Annotated in this window: 28 protein-coding genes; all 28 read left to right on the plus strand. The window is 44.9% G+C overall.

The window, feature by feature from the left end:
- The first annotated feature begins 10 nt into the window (after positions 1-10).
- The 28 genes from rpoC (at position 11) to map (ending at position 19338) form a co-directional block, all read left to right on the plus strand.
- Complete coding sequence (rpoC, locus tag ABD031_RS04685) at positions 11-4324, plus strand: DNA-directed RNA polymerase subunit beta' (protein ID WP_343848936.1); 4314 nt, start codon at positions 11-13, stop codon at positions 4322-4324.
- Between the two features lie 65 nt (positions 4325-4389).
- Positions 4390-4704, plus strand: coding sequence for a DUF3467 domain-containing protein (locus tag ABD031_RS04690; RefSeq protein WP_343848938.1), 315 nt, complete (start codon positions 4390-4392; stop codon positions 4702-4704).
- A 98-nt stretch (positions 4705-4802) separates the two neighbouring features.
- The gene (gene rpsL / locus ABD031_RS04695; RefSeq protein WP_026966261.1) at positions 4803-5219 is read left to right on the plus strand and encodes a 30S ribosomal protein S12; all 417 of its coding nucleotides are present in this window, start codon (positions 4803-4805) and stop codon (positions 5217-5219) included.
- 18 nt (positions 5220-5237) lie between these two features.
- Complete coding sequence (gene rpsG, locus ABD031_RS04700; RefSeq protein ID WP_343848943.1) at positions 5238-5705, plus strand: 30S ribosomal protein S7; 468 nt, start codon at positions 5238-5240, stop codon at positions 5703-5705.
- A gap of 5 nt (positions 5706-5710) precedes the next feature.
- Positions 5711-7828 (plus strand): elongation factor G, encoded by a 2118-nt coding sequence (gene fusA, locus ABD031_RS04705; RefSeq protein ID WP_343848945.1) that lies wholly within the window; start codon positions 5711-5713, stop codon positions 7826-7828.
- Positions 7829-7839: 11 nt separating this feature from the next.
- Positions 7840-8145 carry a 30S ribosomal protein S10 gene (rpsJ, locus tag ABD031_RS04710; RefSeq protein ID WP_008203035.1) on the plus strand — a complete coding sequence of 102 codons (306 nt, stop codon included), beginning with the start codon at positions 7840-7842 and terminating at the stop codon, positions 8143-8145.
- Between the two features lie 246 nt (positions 8146-8391).
- A complete protein-coding gene (gene rplC / locus ABD031_RS04715) occupies positions 8392-9024 on the plus strand; it encodes a 50S ribosomal protein L3 (RefSeq protein WP_343848947.1) in 633 nt (210 codons plus the stop codon).
- A 3-nt stretch (positions 9025-9027) separates the two neighbouring features.
- Positions 9028-9657: a 50S ribosomal protein L4 gene (gene rplD / locus ABD031_RS04720; RefSeq protein WP_343848950.1), complete on the plus strand. Its 630-nt coding sequence runs from the start codon at positions 9028-9030 to the stop codon at positions 9655-9657.
- A 4-nt stretch (positions 9658-9661) separates the two neighbouring features.
- Positions 9662-9949 (plus strand): 50S ribosomal protein L23, encoded by a 288-nt coding sequence (gene rplW, locus ABD031_RS04725; RefSeq protein WP_026966256.1) that lies wholly within the window; start codon positions 9662-9664, stop codon positions 9947-9949.
- Positions 9950-9962: 13 nt separating this feature from the next.
- The gene (rplB, locus tag ABD031_RS04730; RefSeq protein WP_343848952.1) at positions 9963-10787 is read left to right on the plus strand and encodes a 50S ribosomal protein L2; all 825 of its coding nucleotides are present in this window, start codon (positions 9963-9965) and stop codon (positions 10785-10787) included.
- A 2-nt stretch (positions 10788-10789) separates the two neighbouring features.
- Positions 10790-11068 (plus strand): 30S ribosomal protein S19, encoded by a 279-nt coding sequence (gene rpsS / locus ABD031_RS04735; RefSeq protein ID WP_026966254.1) that lies wholly within the window; start codon positions 10790-10792, stop codon positions 11066-11068.
- Between the two features lie 2 nt (positions 11069-11070).
- Entirely contained in the window at positions 11071-11463 is a 393-nt protein-coding gene (rplV, locus tag ABD031_RS04740) for a 50S ribosomal protein L22 (RefSeq protein ID WP_343848955.1), read from the plus strand.
- 8 nt (positions 11464-11471) lie between these two features.
- Complete coding sequence (gene rpsC / locus ABD031_RS04745; protein WP_343848957.1) at positions 11472-12215, plus strand: 30S ribosomal protein S3; 744 nt, start codon at positions 11472-11474, stop codon at positions 12213-12215.
- Positions 12216-12242: 27 nt separating this feature from the next.
- Positions 12243-12662 (plus strand): 50S ribosomal protein L16, encoded by a 420-nt coding sequence (rplP, locus tag ABD031_RS04750; protein ID WP_026966251.1) that lies wholly within the window; start codon positions 12243-12245, stop codon positions 12660-12662.
- A gap of 8 nt (positions 12663-12670) precedes the next feature.
- Positions 12671-12853 carry a 50S ribosomal protein L29 gene (gene rpmC, locus ABD031_RS04755; protein WP_026966250.1) on the plus strand — a complete coding sequence of 61 codons (183 nt, stop codon included), beginning with the start codon at positions 12671-12673 and terminating at the stop codon, positions 12851-12853.
- A 19-nt stretch (positions 12854-12872) separates the two neighbouring features.
- Positions 12873-13136 (plus strand): 30S ribosomal protein S17, encoded by a 264-nt coding sequence (gene rpsQ / locus ABD031_RS04760; protein ID WP_343848961.1) that lies wholly within the window; start codon positions 12873-12875, stop codon positions 13134-13136.
- Positions 13137-13138: 2 nt separating this feature from the next.
- Positions 13139-13507 carry a 50S ribosomal protein L14 gene (rplN, locus tag ABD031_RS04765; RefSeq protein ID WP_343848963.1) on the plus strand — a complete coding sequence of 123 codons (369 nt, stop codon included), beginning with the start codon at positions 13139-13141 and terminating at the stop codon, positions 13505-13507.
- Between the two features lie 2 nt (positions 13508-13509).
- Entirely contained in the window at positions 13510-13854 is a 345-nt protein-coding gene (gene rplX / locus ABD031_RS04770; RefSeq protein WP_343848965.1) for a 50S ribosomal protein L24, read from the plus strand.
- A complete protein-coding gene (gene rplE / locus ABD031_RS04775) occupies positions 13847-14407 on the plus strand; it encodes a 50S ribosomal protein L5 (RefSeq protein ID WP_343848967.1) in 561 nt (186 codons plus the stop codon). Before rplX ends, rplE begins: the two co-directional genes overlap by 8 nt.
- Before the next feature lie 2 nt (positions 14408-14409).
- The gene (gene rpsN, locus ABD031_RS04780; RefSeq protein ID WP_077346320.1) at positions 14410-14679 is read left to right on the plus strand and encodes a 30S ribosomal protein S14; all 270 of its coding nucleotides are present in this window, start codon (positions 14410-14412) and stop codon (positions 14677-14679) included.
- Positions 14680-14761: 82 nt separating this feature from the next.
- The gene (rpsH, locus tag ABD031_RS04785) at positions 14762-15157 is read left to right on the plus strand and encodes a 30S ribosomal protein S8 (protein ID WP_343848972.1); all 396 of its coding nucleotides are present in this window, start codon (positions 14762-14764) and stop codon (positions 15155-15157) included.
- Between the two features lie 9 nt (positions 15158-15166).
- Positions 15167-15724 carry a 50S ribosomal protein L6 gene (gene rplF, locus ABD031_RS04790; RefSeq protein ID WP_343848974.1) on the plus strand — a complete coding sequence of 186 codons (558 nt, stop codon included), beginning with the start codon at positions 15167-15169 and terminating at the stop codon, positions 15722-15724.
- A 6-nt stretch (positions 15725-15730) separates the two neighbouring features.
- Positions 15731-16081, plus strand: a complete 351-nt coding sequence (rplR, locus tag ABD031_RS04795) for a 50S ribosomal protein L18 (RefSeq protein WP_343848976.1) — start codon at positions 15731-15733, stop codon at positions 16079-16081.
- Between the two features lie 5 nt (positions 16082-16086).
- Positions 16087-16605: a 30S ribosomal protein S5 gene (rpsE, locus tag ABD031_RS04800; protein ID WP_206570971.1), complete on the plus strand. Its 519-nt coding sequence runs from the start codon at positions 16087-16089 to the stop codon at positions 16603-16605.
- A gap of 5 nt (positions 16606-16610) precedes the next feature.
- On the plus strand, positions 16611-16790 hold the full coding sequence (gene rpmD / locus ABD031_RS04805; protein WP_343848982.1) for a 50S ribosomal protein L30: 180 nt from the start codon (positions 16611-16613) through the stop codon (positions 16788-16790).
- 2 nt (positions 16791-16792) lie between these two features.
- Positions 16793-17239, plus strand: a complete 447-nt coding sequence (rplO, locus tag ABD031_RS04810) for a 50S ribosomal protein L15 (protein WP_343848984.1) — start codon at positions 16793-16795, stop codon at positions 17237-17239.
- Between the two features lie 4 nt (positions 17240-17243).
- On the plus strand, positions 17244-18563 hold the full coding sequence (gene secY / locus ABD031_RS04815; protein WP_343848986.1) for a preprotein translocase subunit SecY: 1320 nt from the start codon (positions 17244-17246) through the stop codon (positions 18561-18563).
- A 1-nt stretch (position 18564) separates the two neighbouring features.
- On the plus strand, positions 18565-19338 hold the full coding sequence (map, locus tag ABD031_RS04820) for a type I methionyl aminopeptidase (RefSeq protein ID WP_343848988.1): 774 nt from the start codon (positions 18565-18567) through the stop codon (positions 19336-19338).
- Position 19339 lies beyond the last annotated feature (1 nt).

The following is a 19339-nucleotide window of genomic DNA, read 5'->3' on the forward strand; positions in this document are numbered from 1 at the left end:
TCAAAACACTATGTCGTTTAGAAAAAATAAAAAACTCAACAACGATTTCTCCCGAGTTACCATCAGCTTGGCCTCTCCAGAATCTATTCTGGACAGCTCCAATGGTGAGGTTACACAGCCAGAGACCATCAATTACAGAACCTACAAGCCCGAAATGGGAGGCTTGTTCTGTGAGCGAATCTTTGGTCCGGTAAAGGACTGGGAATGTCATTGTGGTAAATACAAGCGCATCAGATATAAAGGAATCATCTGCGACCGTTGCGGCGTGGAAGTGACTGAAAAGAAGGTACGTCGTGAGCGAATGGGACACATCGAATTGGTGGTGCCTGTTGCCCACATCTGGTACTTCAAATCCCTTCCCAACAAAATCGGTTACCTGCTGGGTCTTCCCACCAAGAAATTGGATCAGATTGTCTACTACGAGCGCTATGCGGTAGTACAGGCTGGCGTCAAAGCTGAAGAAGGTGTTCAATACCTCGACTTCCTGACTGAAGACGAGTACTTGGATATCATGGACAAGCTTCCAAAGGAAAACCATTCCTTGGATGATGCTGATCCGACCAAATTCATCGCCAAGATGGGTGCTGAGGCCTTGGAGATGTTGTTGGCAAGATTGGATCTCGATGATCTTTCCTACTCACTTCGTCACCAAGCTGCTACTGATACTTCTCAGCAGAGAAAGGCAGAAGCGTTGAAGCGTCTGAAAGTAGTAGAAGCATTCCGTGATGCGAGAACGAGAATCGAAAACCGTCCGGAGTGGATGGTCGTTCGCATGGTTCCTGTGATTCCACCGGAATTGCGTCCATTGGTTCCTTTGGATGGGGGTCGTTTTGCGACTTCCGATTTGAATGACCTCTACAGAAGAGTAATCATCAGAAACAACCGTCTGAAGCGTTTGATCGATATCAAAGCTCCGGAGGTAATCTTGAGAAACGAAAAAAGAATGCTTCAAGAAGCTGTCGATTCTTTGTTCGATAACTCCAGAAAAGTAAACGCGGTAAGATCCGATGGAAACCGTGCCCTGAAGTCCCTTTCTGATATGTTGAAAGGTAAGCAAGGCCGATTCCGTCAAAACTTGCTCGGTAAGCGTGTGGATTACTCCGGTCGATCAGTGATCGTTGTAGGTCCGGAGTTGAAACTTCACGAGTGTGGTCTTCCTAAAAATATGGCAGCCGAGCTTTTCAAGCCATTCATCATAAGAAAGCTGATTGAGAGGGGTATTGTAAAGACCGTAAAGTCTGCCAAGAAAATTGTGGATCGAAAAGATCCGGTGGTTTGGGATATCTTGGAAAACGTATTGAAAGGACACCCTGTCCTTCTCAACCGTGCTCCAACGCTTCACAGATTGGGTATTCAGGCTTTCCAGCCAAAACTGATCGAAGGAAAAGCAATCCAGCTTCACCCATTGGTATGTACTGCATTCAACGCCGATTTTGACGGTGACCAGATGGCGGTTCACGTTCCACTTGGACACGAGGCAATCTTGGAAGCTTCTACTTTGATGCTTTCTGCACACAATATCCTGAACCCTGCAAATGGTGCACCTATCACAGTACCTTCCCAAGACATGGTTTTGGGTCTATACTATGTGACCAAAGGAAAGAAATCGACTCCTGAAGAAATCGTAGCCGGTGAAGGCATGACTTTCTACAGCCAGGAAGAAGTGATCATCGCGATGAACGAAGGCAAAGTCTCTAAGCACGCCAATATCAAGTGTAAAGTGAAGCTAAAAGCTGCTGACGGGGTAATCGCTGACAAGATCGTCGAAACGGTTGCAGGTCGTTTGATCTTCAACCAGTTTGTTCCTGAGGAAGTAGGATATGTGAACGAACTGTTAACCAAGAAGAAACTGCAGCAGATCATCGCTGAAGTAGTGAAAGTGTGCGGTATTGCACGCACAGCACAATTCTTGGACGACATCAAGCATCTTGGCTTCCAGATGGCTTACCAAGGCGGACTTTCCATGGGCTTAAATGACGTTATCATTCCTGCCGAAAAGGAAACCATGGTAGCCAAAGCGAAAGAAGAAGTCGATCAAGTGTGGAATAACTACTACATGGGTCTGATCACTGACAACGAACGTTACAACCAAGTAATTGATATCTGGACTCGTACCAACTCTCATTTGACTAACAATCTGATGAAGAAGATGGAAGAGGATAAGCAAGGATTCAATGCCATCTACATGATGATGCACTCCGGAGCCCGTGGTTCCAGAGAGCAGATCCGTCAGCTGGGTGGCATGAGAGGTTTGATGGCTAAGCCACAGAAAAACCTTCAGGGTTCTGTCGGTGAGATCATCGAAAACCCAATTCTTTCCAACTTTAAAGAAGGTCTGGATGTATTGGAATACTTCATCTCAACGCACGGTGCCCGTAAAGGACTTGCCGATACGGCCTTGAAAACTGCCGATGCGGGTTATTTGACACGTCGTCTGGTAGATGTTGCCCAAGACATGATCATCACAGAAGAAGATTGCGGTACATTGAGAGGTCTGGTAGTACAGCCGCTCAAAGACAACGACGAAATCGTCGAGCCACTTTCTGAAAGAATCTTGGGCAGGGTATCTGTTCACGATGTATATGATCCAGTGACAGACGAGTTGATCGTGCCTGCTGGTGTCGAAATCGGAGACGAAGTAGCGAAGTTGGTGGACGAATCTGCCATTGAAGAGGTTGAAATCAGATCTGTATTGACCTGTGAAACGCGTAGAGGTGTCTGTGCGAAATGCTACGGAAGAAACTTGGCGACCGGTAAAATGGTACAAGCGGGTGAATCTGTCGGCGTCATTGCAGCACAGTCTATCGGTGAGCCAGGTACTCAGCTTACCTTGAGAACCTTTCACGTGGGTGGTACAGCTTCCAACATGGCAGTTGAGGCGATGATCCCAGCGAAGTTTGACGGGGTGATCGAATTCGAAGAGGAATTGAGATTCATCGAAACAACCAATAAAGACGGTGAGGCTATCACCATCGTCATGGGCCGTTCTGGTGAAATCAAGATTAACGAAGCGAAAACTGGCAAAACCTTGGTTTCAAACCACGTTCCTTACGGCGCGTTGTTGAACGTGAAGGACGGTCAGAAGATCACCAAAGGCCAGTCACTTTGTACTTGGGATCCATACAATGCGGTTATTCTTTCTGAATTTGACGGATCTGTCGAATTCGAAGCAGTCGTTGAGGGTGTCACGTATAAAGAAGTAGCTGATGATCAGACAGGTTTCCGTGAGAAAGTAATCATCGAGACCAAAGACAGAACAAAAAACCCGGCGATCATTGTCAACTATGGCGATGAATCAAAAGGATACAATATCCCGGTTGGAGCTCACCTTGCTGTAGAAGTCGGTGAGAAAGTAAGATCAGGTCAGATCTTGGTGAAAATCCCTAGATCTGTAGGTAAGACTCGCGATATCACCGGTGGTCTTCCAAGAGTAACTGAATTGTTCGAGGCTCGCAACCCATCCAATCCGGCTGTGGTATCTGAGATCGATGGTGTGGTGACTTACGGAGGTATCAAGCGTGGTAACAGAGAGATCATCATCGAGTCCAAAGATGGCGTGATCAAGAAATACATGGTGTCTCTTTCCAAGCACATCTTGGTTCAGGAGAATGACTTCATCCGCGCAGGGGAGCCATTGTCAGATGGGGCGATCACTCCAAACGATATCCTTTCTATCAAGGGACCAACAGCTGTTCAGGAATATTTGGTGAATGAGATCCAGGAAGTTTACAGACTTCAGGGTGTGAAAATCAACGACAAGCACATCGAGGTGATTGTATCTCAGATGATGCAGAAAGTTGACATCTTGGATGCTGGTGATACTGGATTCCTTCAAAACCAAGTCGTGGACAAGTGGGCTTTCCGTGAGGAAAATGACAACATTCTGGACAAGAAAGTAGTAATGGAGCCAGGAGACTCTTCTACCTTGAAAGCCGGTATGATCATCTCCGCGAGACGACTGAGAGATGAGAACTCCAGCCTGAAGCGGAAGGATTTGAAACTTGTACAAGTAAGAGATGCCGAGACTGCGGTTTCTGCTCCTACTTTGCAGGGTATCACGGCTGCTTCTTTGGGTACTGAAAGCTTTATCTCGGCTGCCTCCTTCCAGGAAACGACCAAGGTGCTTTCTGAGGCTGCCATTAGAGGTAAGCGTGATGAGCTCTTGGGATTGAAAGAAAACGTAATCGTGGGTCACTTGATCCCTGCGGGCACTGGTCAGAGAAGATTGCAAAATCTGATCATTGGTTCTCAGGAAGAGTACGATAAGCTTTCAGAAAATATGGAGAAAACCTCCTCCAAGAGATCCAGCGAAGCAATTCTATAATCGCATTTGATTTTAACATAAAAGGCCTGTATGTCGTGTACAGGCCTTTTTTTAAGCCAAAAAAAATGGAAGACAACAAAAGACCAGATCAGCAGATCAACGTGGAGCTCTCCGAGGAAGTCGCCGAGGGCATCTATTCAAACCTGGCAATGATCGCGCATTCCAATTCGGAATTTGTGATTGACTTCATCCGGCTTATGCCGGGTGTGCCCAAAGCGAAAGTGAAATCAAGGATCATTGTGACTCCGGAACATGCCAAAAGACTGCTCTCGGCTCTGAAGGACAACATCGAAAAGTATGAGGCTGCGTTTGGTAAAATCCAGCAGGCAGGAGGCGCGCCTTCATTTCCGATTTCCTTTGGCACTCCGGGCGAGGCGTAACAAAAATATAACTGCTTAATTTTGTTACTCTTATTACTTTCTTTACCTTTGCAGTCCAAAATTTAACAGTTTACAGGAAAACTAAATTTTATCAGTTAATGCCTACTATTCAACAGCTAGTAAGAAAAGGTAGAACTACACTGGAAATCAAATCGAAGTCTCGAGCACTGGATGCATGTCCACAGCGTAGAGGTGTTTGTACCAGAGTATATACTACGACCCCTAAGAAGCCTAACTCTGCGATGAGAAAGGTGGCAAGGGTGAGATTGACGAACGGAAAAGAAGTGAACGCTTACATTCCAGGTGAAGGTCACAATCTACAAGAACACTCGATCGTATTGATCAGAGGTGGTCGTGTAAAGGATCTTCCGGGTGTGAGATATCACATCATCCGAGGTGCATTGGATACTGCCGGAGTAAAAGACCGTAAGCAAGGTCGCTCCAAGTACGGTGCTAAAAGACCTAAAGCTGGCAAAGGTGCTCCAGCTGCCCCGGTAAAGGGCAAAAAGAAGTAATAAAAACATTCAAAAGAAATGAGAAAAGCGAAACCAAAGAAGAGATATATTCTTCCTGACCCAAAGTTCAATGATACTTTGGTCACCAAGTTTGTAAACTGTCTAATGTTCGACGGGAAGAAGAGTATTGCTTATGCCATTTTCTACGATGCGGTAGCTAAAGTAGAATCTAAGGTGGGCGAGAATGGTCTTGAAGTTTGGAAAAAAGCGCTAACCAATATTACCCCATCCGTAGAGGTGAAGAGTCGTAGAGTTGGTGGTGCCACATTCCAGGTTCCTATGGAAGTCAGACCTGATAGAAAAACTTCACTTGGAATCAAGTGGATGATTAACTATGCTCGCAGAAGAGGTGAGAAGACCATGATGGACCGGTTGGCAGGTGAGATCATCGCAGCAGCAAAAGGCGAAGGAGCCGCTGTGAAGAAAAAAGATGATACTCACAGAATGGCCGAAGCCAACAAAGCATTCTCACACTTTAGATTTTAATTAGGATGGCAAGAGACTTAAAGTTCACCAGAAACATAGGTATCGCAGCCCACATCGATGCAGGCAAGACTACTACAACTGAGCGTATTCTTTACTACTCAGGCGTAAGTCACAAGATCGGTGAGGTTCACGATGGTGCTGCGACCATGGACTGGATGGCACAAGAGCAGGAGAGAGGTATCACAATTACTTCCGCTGCCACCACCGTATTTTGGGATTACCGAAGTAACAAATATCAGGTCAATATCATCGATACCCCGGGCCACGTTGACTTTACTGTTGAAGTTAACCGTTCCCTTCGAATCCTAGATGGTCTTGTTTTCCTGTTTAGCGCTGTGGACGGCGTAGAGCCACAGTCTGAGACCAACTGGAGATTGGCCGATAATTACAAGGTAGCCCGAATTGGATTCGTTAACAAAATGGATCGTTCCGGTGCAAACTTTTTAGAAGTATGTAAGCAAGTGAAGGAAATGCTTGGCTCCTATGCGGTTCCATTGCAGCTCCCGATCGGTGCTGAAGACAAATTCCAAGGTGTTGTTGATTTGATCAACAACCGAGGAATGGTTTGGAATGAAGAGGATAAAGGCATGACTTACCAAGTCGTTCCTATCCCTGAGGATATGGTCGAGGAAGTAGCGCAATACAGAGAGCATTTGCTCGAAGCAGTAGCAGAGTACGATGAGTCCTTGATGGAGAAGTTCTTCGACGATCCAAATTCAATCACTGAAACTGAGATTTTGACTGCATTGAGAGCAGCTACCATTGACATGAAAATTGTCCCTATGGTATGCGGTTCTTCTTTCAAAAACAAAGGTGTTCAGACTATGCTGGATCTCGTGATGGAACTGCTTCCGTCTCCTCTGGACAAAGATGCGATCTTCGCTACCAGTTTGGACACCGAAGAAGAAGTGGCTGTCAATCCTGACGAAAAAGAGCCGTTCACAGGCTTAGCATTTAAGATTGCAACTGACCCTTTCGTAGGACGTCTTTGTTTCGTAAGAGCATATTCGGGTGTTCTTGAATCAGGTTCTTATGTATTCAACAGCCGATCAGGAAATAAAGAGCGTATCTCCCGCGTGTTTCAGATGCACGCCAACAAGCAAAACCAAATCGAACGATTGGTAGCCGGCGACATCGGAGCAGTAGTAGGTTTCAAAGACATCAAAACCGGAGATACTCTTTGCGACGAAAAGCGCAAGGTAGTACTCGAGTCGATGGTGTTCCCTGAGCCGGTTATCGGATATGCGATTGAGCCTAAGACTCAAGCTGACGTTGATAAATTAGGTATGGCTATCGCCAAATTGATCGAAGAAGATCCAACCCTCCAGGTAAACACGGATCAGGAGACTGGTCAGACTATCCTCAGAGGTATGGGTGAACTTCACCTAGAGATCATCATTGATCGTCTGAAAAGAGAATTCAAGGTTGAGATCAATCAAGGTGCTCCTCAGGTGGCTTACAAAGAAGCGTTGTTTGGCTCAGTAGAGCACAAGGAAGTTTACAAGAAGCAGACAGGTGGTAAAGGTAAATTCGCGGATATTGTATTCGAATTGGGGCCAAAAGATCCAGATCCGGAAACCGGCGAAATCAAAAACGGCCTCGACTTTGTCAACGGTATCGTAGGTGGTGTAATTCCAAAAGAATTCATCGCGCCAGTTCAGAAAGGCTTCACCGAAGCGATGAAGAATGGACCTTTGGCTGGATATCCCATCGAAGCGATGAAAGTGAGATTGTTCCACGGTTCTTTCCACGATGTCGATTCTGATGCACTGTCATTTGAATTGGCTGCAAGAATCGGTTTCAAGGAAGCTGCTAGAAAATGTAAGCCTCAGTTGCTTGAGCCGATCATGGCGGTTGACGTTGTAGGCCCGGATGAATACACTGGACCAGTGACAGGTGACTTGAACAGAAGAAGAGGTTTGATGAAAGGGATGGATACCAAAGGTACTTCTACCGTAATCAAAGCGAATGTTCCATTGTCTGAGTTGTTTGGATATGTAACTGACTTGAGAACGATCACTTCCGGAAGAGCGACAGCGTCTTTGACCTTCTCTCACTACGAGCCAGTTCCTAATAACATAGCTGAAGCGGTAATTGCTAAAGTAAAAGGTGAAAAAGCCTAATCTTCAAGAAAATGAACCAGAAAATCAGAATAAAATTAAAATCATACGATCACAGCCTGGTGGATAAGTCATCAGAGAAGATCGTGAAGGCTGTCAAAGCCACTGGCGCGGTAGTAGTTGGACCTATTCCATTGCCTACGAAAAAGGAGAAATTCACAGTGTTGAAGTCCCCACACGTAAGTAAGAAAGCCAGAGATCAATATCAACTTTGTACTTACAAAAGACTGGTTGACATCTACTCTAACTCTTCGAAGACGGTAGATGCCTTGATGAAAATCGAACTTCCAAGCGGAGTTGATGTTGAAATCAAAGTCTGACAGTACCTAGATCCCACTTCAAAAGGCCTGCATTTTCTGCAGGTCTTTTGTTTTTTTCAACCGGTTGTAAATCAGTTTGATCGTTTAATAGCCATTTGGTTTCGTAGTCGGCTGGTTATTATTGTAATTGTTTGAAAATATTGGAGTTGGGATTTGTTGCCAAATTTTATTTCAGTAACTTTGCAGTCCCTAAAAAAGGGCTCAAGCGCATAATCTCTTGAGAGTTATCAAATTATCTTATCAAAGATGTCTGGTATTATAGGAAAAAAAGTAGGTATGACTAGCATCTTCAGTGCCGATGGACGTAACGTCGCATGCACGCTAATCGAAGCTGGTCCTTGCGTAGTGACGCAAGTAAAAAACGTTGAAACAGACGGGTACAACGCAGTGCAGTTGGCATTCGGTGAGCGCAAGGAGAAAAACACTCCTAAGCCACTAATCGGTCATTTTAAAAAGGCCGGCACCACGCCAAAGCAGAAAGTTGTTGAGTTTCGTGACTTCAGGGTCGAATTCGAAGGCCAAGTTGATCTCGGAAAATCGGTAAGTGCAGGAGAAGTGTTCATCGAGGGTGACTTCGTGGATGCAATCGGTACTTCAAAAGGTAAAGGTTTCCAAGGTGTTGTAAAGCGTCATGGTTTTGCGGGTGTGGGTGGACAAACTCACGGTCAGCACAACAGAGGCAGACACCCAGGTTCCATCGGTGCATGTTCTTGGCCATCCAGAGTATTCAAAGGCATGAGAATGGCCGGAAGAACTGGTGGTGACAGAGTAAAAGTTGTCAACCTGAGAGTGTTGAAAGTCTATCCTGAGCAGAACCTTCTATTGGTATCTGGTTCAGTGCCTGGCCCAAAAAACTCTTTCGTAATTCTTGAGAAATAAGCCATGGAATTAGCAGTAATCAATCAACAAGGAAAAGATACAGGTAGAAAGGTGACTCTTTCTGACGAAATCTTCGCAATCGAACCTAACGATAACGCGATCTACCTGGACGTGAAGCAGTATCTGGCTAACCAGAGACAAGGCACTCACAAATCTAAAGAAAGAAACGAAGTAGCAGGATCTACTAAGAAGATCAAAAAGCAAAAAGGTACCGGTGGTGCCCGTGCTGGATCTTTGAAGGCTCCTAACTTCCGTGGAGGAGGTAGAGTATTCGGCCCTAGGCCAAGAGATTACTCCTTCAAACTCAATAAAAAAGTAAAGCAGTTGGCTCGTAAGTCTGCACTTGCATACAAAGTGATAGAAAACAGCCTGGTTGTATTGGAAGATCTTTCATTTGACGCTCCAAAGACCAAAAGCTACATCGCATTCTTGAATGGACTTTCTCTTTCTGACAAGAAGACCCTATTGGTGCTTCCTGAAGAAAACAAGAACGTATTCTTGTCAAGCAGAAACCTTCCAAAAGCGAAAGTAGTGACTGTAAATGACGTAAATACTTACCAACTCCTCAATGCTGACCATTTGGTGCTGTGCGAAGGATCTGTAAGTAAGTTGGAAACCATTTTATCGAAATAAGACAATGGATATTCTAAAGCAGCCTTTGATTACGGAAAAAATTTCTGCTGGTAACGAAAGAGGAGTCTACGGTTTCATCGTAGAGAAAACCGCTGACAAGTACCAGATCAGAAATGCTGTAGAGAAAACCTACGGTGTAAAAGTGGTGTCCGTACGTACGATTCGCTATGCTGCAAAGCATAAGACTCGCTACACCAAAAACAAAGTCGTATCAGGCTTCACCAATGCTTTCAAGAAAGCAATCGTGCAAGTAGCCGACGGTGAGGTAATTGATTTTTACGGAGAAATTTAATTGAATCAATATCATGGCAGTTAAAAAAATGAAGCCTGTTACTCCAGGGATGAGGTTTAGAGTGGCTCCAGCATTTGACGAGATTACCGCGTCAAAGCCGGAAAAATCACTCCTAGCTCCTCTCAAGAAGTCAGGCGGAAGAAATAATACAGGCAAGATGACCGCTCGCTATATCGGTGGTGGTCATAAGAGAAGACTCAGAATTGTAGACTTCAAAAGAAATAAGTTTGGCGTACCTGCGACTGTCAAGTCAATTGAATACGATCCAAACCGAACTGCACGTCTCGCCCTACTTTACTACGCGGATGGTGCAAAGGCCTATATTATCGCCCCGGAAGGTTTGTCAGTAGGACAGACAGTGATTTCCGGTGAGCAAGTTGCTCCAGAAGTGGGCAACGCCATGCCAATGGCAAACATCCCGATGGGTACAATTGTACACAACGTGGAGTTGAAGCCAGGCAAAGGTGGAGCCATGGCAAGAAGCGCTGGTGGATATGCGCAGATCGTAGCTCGTGATCCGAGATACGTAACCGTGAAGCTGCCTTCTGGTGAGATGAGACTCGTTTTAGGAACCTGTATGGCTACAGTAGGTACTGTGTCAAACGGAGATCACATGAACGTGGTGCTAGGTAAAGCTGGTCGTAAGAGATGGCTTGGAGTGAGACCTCGTACAAGAGGTGTGGCCATGAACCCAGTTGATCACCCGATGGGTGGTGGTGAAGGCCGTTCTTCAGGTGGACATCCAAGATCCCGCAAAGGACTTCTTTCTAAAGGAAAGAAAACCAGATCACCTAAGAAGTATTCAAACAAGTTCATCATCAGCAAAAGATCTAAATAATTATGGCACGTTCATTAAAAAAAGGTCCTTATATCGAGCATCATCTGGTGAAGAAAGTAGATGTCATGAACGAGTCCGGCAAGAAATCTGTCATCAAGACTTGGTCAAGAAAATCTATGATTTCCCCGGATTTCGTAGGCCATACCTTCGCAGTGCATAACGGTAACAAGTTTATCCCGGTGTTTGTCACTGACAACATGGTAGGTCACAAGCTCGGTGAATTTGCTCCGACGAGAAACTTCCGTGGCCACATTGCTAAAAAAGATAAAGGAAAGAGATAATCATGGAAGCAGTAGCAAGATTAAACAACGTTCCTACATCCCCGCGCAAAATGCGCCTTGTGGCTGACCTCGTAAGAGGCAAGCGAGTAGGATTGGCACTTAGCATTCTGAAATTCACTCCCAACCATGGAGCGATCAGATTGGAGAAACTTCTCCTCTCGGCTGTAGCCAACTGGCAGGCAAAAAATCCTGACGCGAAACTTGAGGAAGCAGATCTATACATCAAAACCGTCATGGTGGATGAAGGAAGATCCCTTAAGAGACTCAGACCAGCTCCTCAGGGACGTGGTCATAGAATCCGCAAAAGATCCAATCATGTAACCCTCGTAGTTGATGCATTCATCGCTGGAGACGTTACCGCTGATGTAGTAGAAACTAACGAAAAGGCAAATTAAAAGAGACTATGGGACAAAAAATCAACCCAATAGGATTTAGACTTGGTGTAGTCAAAGGCTGGGATTCCAACTGGTATGGTGGGAAAGACTTTGCTGAGAAGCTATACGAAGATCAGCAGATCCGTAAATATGTCCTTGCCAGAATCCCTAAAGGAGGTATTGCCAAAGTGATCATCGAGCGTACGCTTAAGAGAATCACCTTGACTATCCATACCGCCCGTCCGGGTGTAGTAATTGGTAAAGGCGGAGCCGAAGTAGACAAGCTGAAAGAAGAGCTTAAGAAGATCACCAACAAGGATATCCAAATCAATATCTTCGAAATTAAACGTCCCGAACTGGACGCGAAATTGGTAGGTGAGTCTATCGCACAGCAGCTTCAAGCTAGAATTTCCTTCAGAAGAGCAATGAAACAAGCCATTGCGGCATCCATGAGAGTGGGAGCGGAAGGAATCAAAGTTAAACTTTCTGGTCGTCTCGGTGGAGCTGAAATGGCTCGCTCCGAAATGTACAAAGAGGGAAGAATCCCTCTTCACACCCTGAGAGCAGACATCGATTACGCACTTTCTGAGGCACTGACCGTGTACGGATTGATCGGGATCAAAGTCTGGATTTTCAAAGGTGAAGTGTACGGAAAAAGAGACCTTTCTCCAAACCAAGGAGCAGCGAATGAGCCTAAAGGCCAGCGCGGTCCTAACCCTAAGGGTGGTCGAGGTGACAGAGACAACGGTCCAAGACGCAGAAATAAGAAATAACTATTTTCACCGAATAAGTGAGAAATCATGTTACAGCCGAAAAGAACGAAATTTAGGAAAATGCACAAGGGCCGTGTCAAAGGTCTTGCTACTAGAGGCGCAGAGCTCTCTTTTGGTAACTTTGGCGTCAAATCCCTTGAGCCAGGATGGATTACTTCTCGCCAGATCGAGGCAGCTAGAATTGCCATGACAAGAGCTATGAAGAGAGAAGGTCAGGTTTGGATCAGGATTTTCCCTGACAAGCCGATCACTAAAAAGCCCGCAGAGGTTCGTATGGGTAAAGGTAAAGGTGCTCCTGAATATTGGGTTGCCGTCATCAAGCCAGGAACGATCCTTTTCGAAGCTACAGGCGTGAGCCTGGAGATCGCTCAAGATGCGTTGAGACTTGCGCAGCAGAAGCTACCCGTAAGTACACGATTTGTTGTTCGTAGAGATTACGCTGAATAGTCAGAACTATGAAAAATACAGAAATCAGATCACTTTCCGCAAGTGAGATCGCAGAGCGAGTTGTCGCTGAGCAGGGGAATCTGAGCAAATTGAAATTTGCTCATTCGATATCTCCTATAGAGAATCCTAACAGAATCAGAGAAGCCAAGCGTCTGGTCGCAAGATTGAAGACTGCATTAGCTTCCAAATAACTAGCTAACAGAAAGAAAAATGGCTACGATTGAGAGAAATCTTCGCAAAGAGAGAGTTGGTAAAGTCGTAAGCAACAAGATGGATAAATCTGTGACTGTGGTTGTCGAACGTAAAGTGAAGCACCCGATCTACGGAAAGTTTGTTGCAAAAACTACCAAATTTATGGTTCATGACGAGAACAATGAATGTCAACCAGGTGACCTGGTGAAAATCAGTGAAACTCGTCCGCTGAGCAAGAACAAGCGTTGGAGATTAGTTGAAATTATTGAGAAGGCTAAGTAATCATGATACAGCAAGAATCCAGACTAGGCGTTGCAGATAACTCAGGTGCTAAGGAAGTACTCGTTATCCGCGTATTGGGAGGAACTGGCAAGCGGTACGCTTCGATCGGTGATAAAGTAGTCGTGACTGTAAAGTCAGCTCTATCTTCCAGCAACATGAAAAAAGGTACCGTTTCTAAAGCGGTAATCGTTCGGACTAAAAAAGAAATTCGTCGTAAAGATGGATCTTACATCCGATTTGAAGACAATGCTGCCGTGTTGTTGAACAACAACGATGAGCCAAGAGGCACTCGTATCTTCGGTCCTGTGGCTAGAGAGCTCAGAGAAAAGCAGTTCATGAAAATCGTTTCCTTGGCCCCTGAAGTACTTTAATCATGGAAAGAAAGACTAAAAAGCAGCACAAGCTGCATATCAAAACCGGAGATACCGTCAAGGTGATCTCAGGTGATGACAAAGGAAAAACAGGCAAGGTACTTTCTGTCAATACCGAGAAAAGCAGAGCTTACGTAGAGGGAATCAACATGATCACCAAACACGTAAAGCCAACTGCTGCTAAGCCTCAAGGTGGTATCGAAAAGAAAGAAGCTGCACTGCACATCAGTAACCTGATGCTGGTCGATCCTAAAACTGGTGAAGCTACCAGAACAGGTCGCAAAGCAGGTGAAAATGGTAAACTAGTAAGATACTCTAAAACAACTGGGGAGGTGATCAATGGCTAATCCAAGATTGAAAGAAAAGTACGTGAACGATATCGTTCCGGCTTTGAAAGAGAAATTCCAATACTCTTCTGTAATGCAAGTTCCAGCACTGACCAAGATCGTCCTTAACAAAGGGATTGGAGCGGCGGTAGCTGACAAGAAATTGGTTGATCAGGGTGTGGAAGAGCTTTCTTTGATCACTGGCCAAAGAGCAGTAGCTACCAAATCCAAAATCGCTGTTTCCAACTTTAAGTTGAGAGAAAACATGCCGATCGGTGCTAAGGTTACTTTGCGCGGCCAGAAAATGTATGAGTTCCTTGACCGTCTGGTGACTGTGGCTTTGCCACGTGTTCGTGACTTCAAAGGAATCTCTGACAAAGGATTTGACGGACGAGGCAACTATACCTTGGGTGTTACAGAGCAGATTATTTTCCCTGAGATCTCTATCGAAAAGGTGAACAGAATCTCCGGAATGGACATCACTTTCGTGACTTCCGCACAGACAGACGAAGAAAGCTTGACTTTGTTGAAAGCTTTCGGAATGCCTTTCGCTAACCAAAATAAAGCAGAATAATCATGGCAAAAGAATCCATCAAAGCTCGTGAGAGAAAAAGAGAGCATCTGGTAGCCAAGTACGCTAAGAAAAGAGCTGAGCTGAAAGCAGCTGGCGATTACGAAGCACTTGACAAATTGCCAAAAAATGCTTCTCCGGTAAGACTTCACAACCGATGCAAACTGACTGGTAGACCAAAAGGCTACATGAGAAAGTTTGGAATCAACCGAGTAACGTTCAGAGAAATGGCCTCAGCAGGCAAGATCCCTGGAGTTACAAAGTCTAGCTGGTAAAAAAACGACAGTAGTTTTTATTCTAAAAATCAATTCGTAACTTTGCACGCCCAAAATGGGTGGAGCTAGACTATAAAATACAATGACTGATCCAATAGCTGATTATCTGACTAGGTTGAGAAACGCCATCAAGGCGTCTCACCGAATCGTTGAGATACCTGCTTCTAACATCAAAAAGGAGATTACAAAAGTATTGCACGACAAAGGGTATATCCAAAACTATAAGTTTGAGCAAAATGGTCCCCAAGGGACTATCAAGATCGCTTTGAAGTTTAACCCTACGACTAAGCAGAACGCAATTGTAAGCTTACAGCGAGTTAGTACGCCAGGTTTGAGAAAGTATGCCAAGCACGATGAGCTCCCGCGAGTTATCAATGGTCTGGGTATTGCAATCTTATCCACCTCCAAAGGTGTGATGACTGACAAAGAAGCCCGTACCGAAGGTATCGGTGGCGAAGTACTTTGCTACGTATATTAATTTACTATCATGTCTAGAATAGGTAAAAAACCAATAAATCTACCCGGCGGTGTTACTGTAGACGTGTCAGCTCATGGAGTTGTCACTGTTAAAGGTCCAAAGGGTACACTGACTCAGGATGTGAATCCTGATATTCAGGTGAAAGTGGAGGGCAGCGATATCGTTGTCACCAGACCTACCGAATCCAAAAGACACAAATCTCTTCATGGTCTGTACAGAGCCTTGATCAACAATATGGTGATCGGGGTTTCTGAAGGATACAAGAAAGACTTGGAATTGGTCGGTGTGGGTTATAAGGCTTCAAATCAGGGCCAGGTACTTGAGCTTAGCTTAGGGTATTCTCACAGTATTTTTATGGCGCTGCCTAGCGAAATCTCTCTTAAGACAGAGACTCCAAAAGGTAAAAACCCATTGATTACTTTAGAAGGAATCGACAAGGAGTTGATCGGTCAAGTAGCTGCAAAAATCAAATCCCTACGTAAGGTTGAACCTTACAAAGGAAAAGGTGTGCGCTTCGTTGGTGAGCAAGTTAGACGTAAGGCTGGTAAAACTGCCGGTAAAAAATAATAGGTTATGGCATTTAATAAGAATTCCAGAAGACTTAGAATCAAGCAGGGTATCCGCAGAAAGATCTCCGGTACCGATTCCAGACCTCGTTTGTCAGTATTCAAAAGCAATACCGGCATCTATGCGCAATTGGTGGATGACCTTAAAGGTCAGACCTTGGCACAAGCTTCTTCCAAAGAACTTGGCGCCAAAGCCAATACTAAGATAGAAGTGTCCAAAGAAGTAGGTAAGAAACTTGCCGAAAGAGCCGTTGCAAATGGCGTATCTGTAGTGGTTTTTGATAGAAACGGCTACTTATATCATGGTAATGTAAAAGCTTTGGCTGAAGGTGCCAGAGAAGGGGGCCTTAAATTCTAATCGTTATGTCTCAAGTAAGAAGAAAGCCCATTAGGGCTACAGATACAGAATTGAAAGAGAAAGTTGTCGCTATCAACCGAGTAGCCAAAGTGGTAAAAGGTGGTAGAAGATTCTCTTTTTCAGCAATCGTTGTCGTAGGCGATGGCCAAGGTGTAGTAGGTTACGGATTGGGTAAGGCCAATGAAGTGACAGACGCAATCACCAAAGGCATCGAAGATGCGAAGAAAAACTTGGTGAAAGTACCAGTTTTGAAAGGCACTATCCCTCACGAGCAAATCGGTAAATTCGGTGGTGGATTTGTATTGATCAAGCCAGCAGCAGCAGGTACCGGTGTTATCGCCGGTGGTGCAATGCGTGCAGTTTTGGAAAGCGCCGGCGTCACTGACGTTTTGGCAAAATCCAAAGGATCATCTAATCCACACAACGTGGTAAAAGCAACCATCGATGCGCTGGTTCAGCTTAGAGATGCGATCGCTGTTTCTCAGCAACGCGGTGTGAAAATGGCTAAAGTCTTTAACGGATAATTATCATGGCGAAGATCAAGATCACACAGGTAAAAAGTACGATCGACAGACCGAAAGATCAGAAAGCAACAATCACTGCTTTAGGCCTGGGTCGTATCAGCAAGTCTGTAGTAGTTGAGAAAACTCCTCAGATTGCAGGAATGGTAAATAAAGTGAATCACCTTGTAAAAGTGGAGGAAGCTTAATTATGAAACTATATACATTAACTCCGAACGAAGGTTCGACCAAAGACCGCAAAAGAATCGGTCGTGGTACTGGATCTGGTAGAGGTGGAACTTCCACGAGAGGTCACAAAGGAGCGAAGTCTCGCTCTGGATACAAGAGAAAAATCGGATTTGAAGGTGGACAAATGCCACTTCAAAGAAGAGTTCCTAAATTTGGTTTTAAATCCATCAACCGAGTAGAGTTCAAACCGGTAAATTTGGATACATTGCAAGCCCTTTCCGAGCAACACAATCTTACGGCAATTGACATGGACGCTTTGGTTTCTCATGGTATTGCTTCTAAGAATGACAAGATCAAGGTTCTCGGAGGTGGTGAATTGACTGCCAAATTAGACGTGACTGCCCATAAGTTTTCGGCTTCAGCCACTGAAGCTATCGAGAAACAAGGCGGTACTGTAAACAAGATTTAAGTAAATGAAAAAGTTTATTTCGACAGTAAAGAATATCTTCTCAATCGAAGATTTGAGAGTTAGAATCCTGAACACGATCGGATTTCTCATCATCTTCAGATTAGGTTCTTTCATTGTGCTTCCTGGTGTGGATCCGTCCAAGCTCGGTGGTGCTCCCGAGGGAATCTTCGGATTGATTGATACCTTCCTAGGAGGTGCATTTAGCAATGCTTCCATCTTCGGACTGGGGATTATGCCATACATCTCTGCATCCATTGTGTTGCAGCTGTTGACTGTCGGAGTACCCTATTTTCAAAAGATGCAGAAAGAGGGTGAATCTGGAAGAAAAAGAATCAACCAAATCACTCGTGTGCTGACTATCGCAATCACTGTGGCTCAAGGTATCGGCTACGTTAGTGCGACGATATTGCCTACTGGTGCGGTGATGGTTAGTACCACTCTTTTCATGTTCAGCTCCCTGGTTTTGCTCTCTGCTGGTACAATGTTTTGTATGTGGTTGGGAGAGAAGATTACAGAGAAGGGGATCGGAAATGGTATCTCCATGTTGATCATGATTGGGATTATTTCCAGATTTCCTGGAGCGTTGATCGCCGAAGGACTCGAAAAAGGATCTTCGGGTATGCTGCTTTTGATCATCGAAGCCGTGGTATTGTTCTTCGTAGTCGTGGGTGTGATCGCACTGACAGAAGCTACCAGAAGAATCCCGGTACAGTATGCTAAGCAAGTAGTAGGCGGGAAAGTATATGGCGGGCAGCGTCAGTACATTCCGATCAAGGTGAATGCTTCAGGTGTTATGCCGATTATCTTTGCGCAATCATTGATGTTCGTTCCTGCTTTGATCGCACAGATCTGGGCTGGAGAGAGTGATATTGCCAACTATATCGGGACTACGTTCAGTGACTTCACGTCCTGGCAGTATAACCTGTTGTTCGCGTCTTTGATCATTATCTTCACCTTCTTCTACACTGCGATCACTGTTAATCCTGAGCAGATTGCAGAAGACATGAAGCGTAACGGTGGATTTGTTCCAGGCATCAAGCCGGGAGCTCCTACCTCAGAATTCATTGACGGTATCATCTCTAAGATCACGCTTCCTGGATCTGTCTTGCTCGCAGCGGTGGCTATACTTCCAGCCTTGGCAATCATCGCCGGTGTAGGTGGTGAGTTCGCTCAGTTCTATGGCGGTACTTCCCTGTTGATTATGGTAGGCGTGATTATGGATACGCTGAGACAGATAGAGAGCTACCTGTTAATGAGACACTACGAAGGAATGATGAAAAGCGGTAATATGAAGAACAATCCTTCTAATTACCAAGTAGCTTAATATGATTCAATACAAGACTTCGGAAGAAGTTCAGTTGATAAAAGACAGTGCTGATATACTTGGCAGGGCTCATGGAGAAGTAGCCAAGTATGTCAAAGAAGGGGTAAAGACCTCTTTTCTTGATAAGATTGCTGAAGAGTTTATAAGGGATCATCAAGCAGTACCTTCATTTAAAGGATACAATGGCTTCCCTTCTTCACTTTGCATCTCTGTGAACGAAGTCGTTGTTCACGGATTTCCCAGCGATTATGAATTGAAAGATGGCGATATAATCTCGATAGATTGTGGAGTCTTTCACCAAGGTTTTCATAGCGATTCCGCTTATACGTACCCTATCGGTGAGGTTTCCCCTTCTGTTATTGCATTATTAAAAGCCACTCGAGATTCTCTGTATTTGGGAATCGAACAAGCTGTGGCTGGAAATCGGATCGGTGATATCGGGCATTCTATCCAGAAATTTGTCGAAGCAAAAGGCTACACCGTAGTCAGAGAGCTTGTCGGACACGGTTTGGGTAGGAAGCTGCACGAGGCACCTGAAGTTCCCAACTACGGCAAAAAAGGAAGTGGTCCCCTGCTCAAGGCAGGGATGGTGATTGCAATCGAACCGATGATCAATCTGGGTACGCGAAATATCGTACAGGAGCGAGATGGGTGGACTATCCGAACTGCAGATCGGAAGCCTTCGGCTCACTACGAGCATACGGTTGCAATATTGGAAAATAAGACAGAGGTCATGACGACCCACAAATACATAGAAGAGAATTTTAAATTCTAAT

It is taken from the genome of Algoriphagus jejuensis (assembly GCF_039523455.1).
GTDB lineage: Bacteria > Bacteroidota > Bacteroidia > Cytophagales > Cyclobacteriaceae > Algoriphagus > Algoriphagus jejuensis.

Excerpts from the sequence above, each read along its gene's own strand:
- rpoC (WP_343848936.1), top strand. The coding sequence starts at position 11 with ATGTCGTTTAGAAAAAATAAAAAACTCAACAACGATTTCTCCCGAGTT.
- ABD031_RS04690 (WP_343848938.1), top strand. The coding sequence starts at position 4,390 with ATGGAAGACAACAAAAGACCAGATCAGCAGATCAACGTGGAGCTCTCC.
- rpsL (WP_026966261.1), top strand. The coding sequence starts at position 4,803 with ATGCCTACTATTCAACAGCTAGTAAGAAAAGGTAGAACTACACTGGAA.
- rpsG (WP_343848943.1), top strand. The coding sequence starts at position 5,238 with ATGAGAAAAGCGAAACCAAAGAAGAGATATATTCTTCCTGACCCAAAG.
- fusA (WP_343848945.1), top strand. The coding sequence starts at position 5,711 with ATGGCAAGAGACTTAAAGTTCACCAGAAACATAGGTATCGCAGCCCAC.
- rpsJ (WP_008203035.1), top strand. The coding sequence starts at position 7,840 with ATGAACCAGAAAATCAGAATAAAATTAAAATCATACGATCACAGCCTG.
- rplC (WP_343848947.1), top strand. The coding sequence starts at position 8,392 with ATGTCTGGTATTATAGGAAAAAAAGTAGGTATGACTAGCATCTTCAGT.
- rplD (WP_343848950.1), top strand. The coding sequence starts at position 9,028 with ATGGAATTAGCAGTAATCAATCAACAAGGAAAAGATACAGGTAGAAAG.
- rplW (WP_026966256.1), top strand. The coding sequence starts at position 9,662 with ATGGATATTCTAAAGCAGCCTTTGATTACGGAAAAAATTTCTGCTGGT.
- rplB (WP_343848952.1), top strand. The coding sequence starts at position 9,963 with ATGGCAGTTAAAAAAATGAAGCCTGTTACTCCAGGGATGAGGTTTAGA.
- rpsS (WP_026966254.1), top strand. The coding sequence starts at position 10,790 with ATGGCACGTTCATTAAAAAAAGGTCCTTATATCGAGCATCATCTGGTG.
- rplV (WP_343848955.1), top strand. The coding sequence starts at position 11,071 with ATGGAAGCAGTAGCAAGATTAAACAACGTTCCTACATCCCCGCGCAAA.
- rpsC (WP_343848957.1), top strand. The coding sequence starts at position 11,472 with ATGGGACAAAAAATCAACCCAATAGGATTTAGACTTGGTGTAGTCAAA.
- rplP (WP_026966251.1), top strand. The coding sequence starts at position 12,243 with ATGTTACAGCCGAAAAGAACGAAATTTAGGAAAATGCACAAGGGCCGT.
- rpmC (WP_026966250.1), top strand. The coding sequence starts at position 12,671 with ATGAAAAATACAGAAATCAGATCACTTTCCGCAAGTGAGATCGCAGAG.
- rpsQ (WP_343848961.1), top strand. The coding sequence starts at position 12,873 with ATGGCTACGATTGAGAGAAATCTTCGCAAAGAGAGAGTTGGTAAAGTC.
- rplN (WP_343848963.1), top strand. The coding sequence starts at position 13,139 with ATGATACAGCAAGAATCCAGACTAGGCGTTGCAGATAACTCAGGTGCT.
- rplX (WP_343848965.1), top strand. The coding sequence starts at position 13,510 with ATGGAAAGAAAGACTAAAAAGCAGCACAAGCTGCATATCAAAACCGGA.
- rplE (WP_343848967.1), top strand. The coding sequence starts at position 13,847 with ATGGCTAATCCAAGATTGAAAGAAAAGTACGTGAACGATATCGTTCCG.
- rpsN (WP_077346320.1), top strand. The coding sequence starts at position 14,410 with ATGGCAAAAGAATCCATCAAAGCTCGTGAGAGAAAAAGAGAGCATCTG.
- rpsH (WP_343848972.1), top strand. The coding sequence starts at position 14,762 with ATGACTGATCCAATAGCTGATTATCTGACTAGGTTGAGAAACGCCATC.
- rplF (WP_343848974.1), top strand. The coding sequence starts at position 15,167 with ATGTCTAGAATAGGTAAAAAACCAATAAATCTACCCGGCGGTGTTACT.
- rplR (WP_343848976.1), top strand. The coding sequence starts at position 15,731 with ATGGCATTTAATAAGAATTCCAGAAGACTTAGAATCAAGCAGGGTATC.
- rpsE (WP_206570971.1), top strand. The coding sequence starts at position 16,087 with ATGTCTCAAGTAAGAAGAAAGCCCATTAGGGCTACAGATACAGAATTG.
- rpmD (WP_343848982.1), top strand. The coding sequence starts at position 16,611 with ATGGCGAAGATCAAGATCACACAGGTAAAAAGTACGATCGACAGACCG.
- rplO (WP_343848984.1), top strand. The coding sequence starts at position 16,793 with ATGAAACTATATACATTAACTCCGAACGAAGGTTCGACCAAAGACCGC.
- secY (WP_343848986.1), top strand. The coding sequence starts at position 17,244 with ATGAAAAAGTTTATTTCGACAGTAAAGAATATCTTCTCAATCGAAGAT.
- map (WP_343848988.1), top strand. The coding sequence starts at position 18,565 with ATGATTCAATACAAGACTTCGGAAGAAGTTCAGTTGATAAAAGACAGT.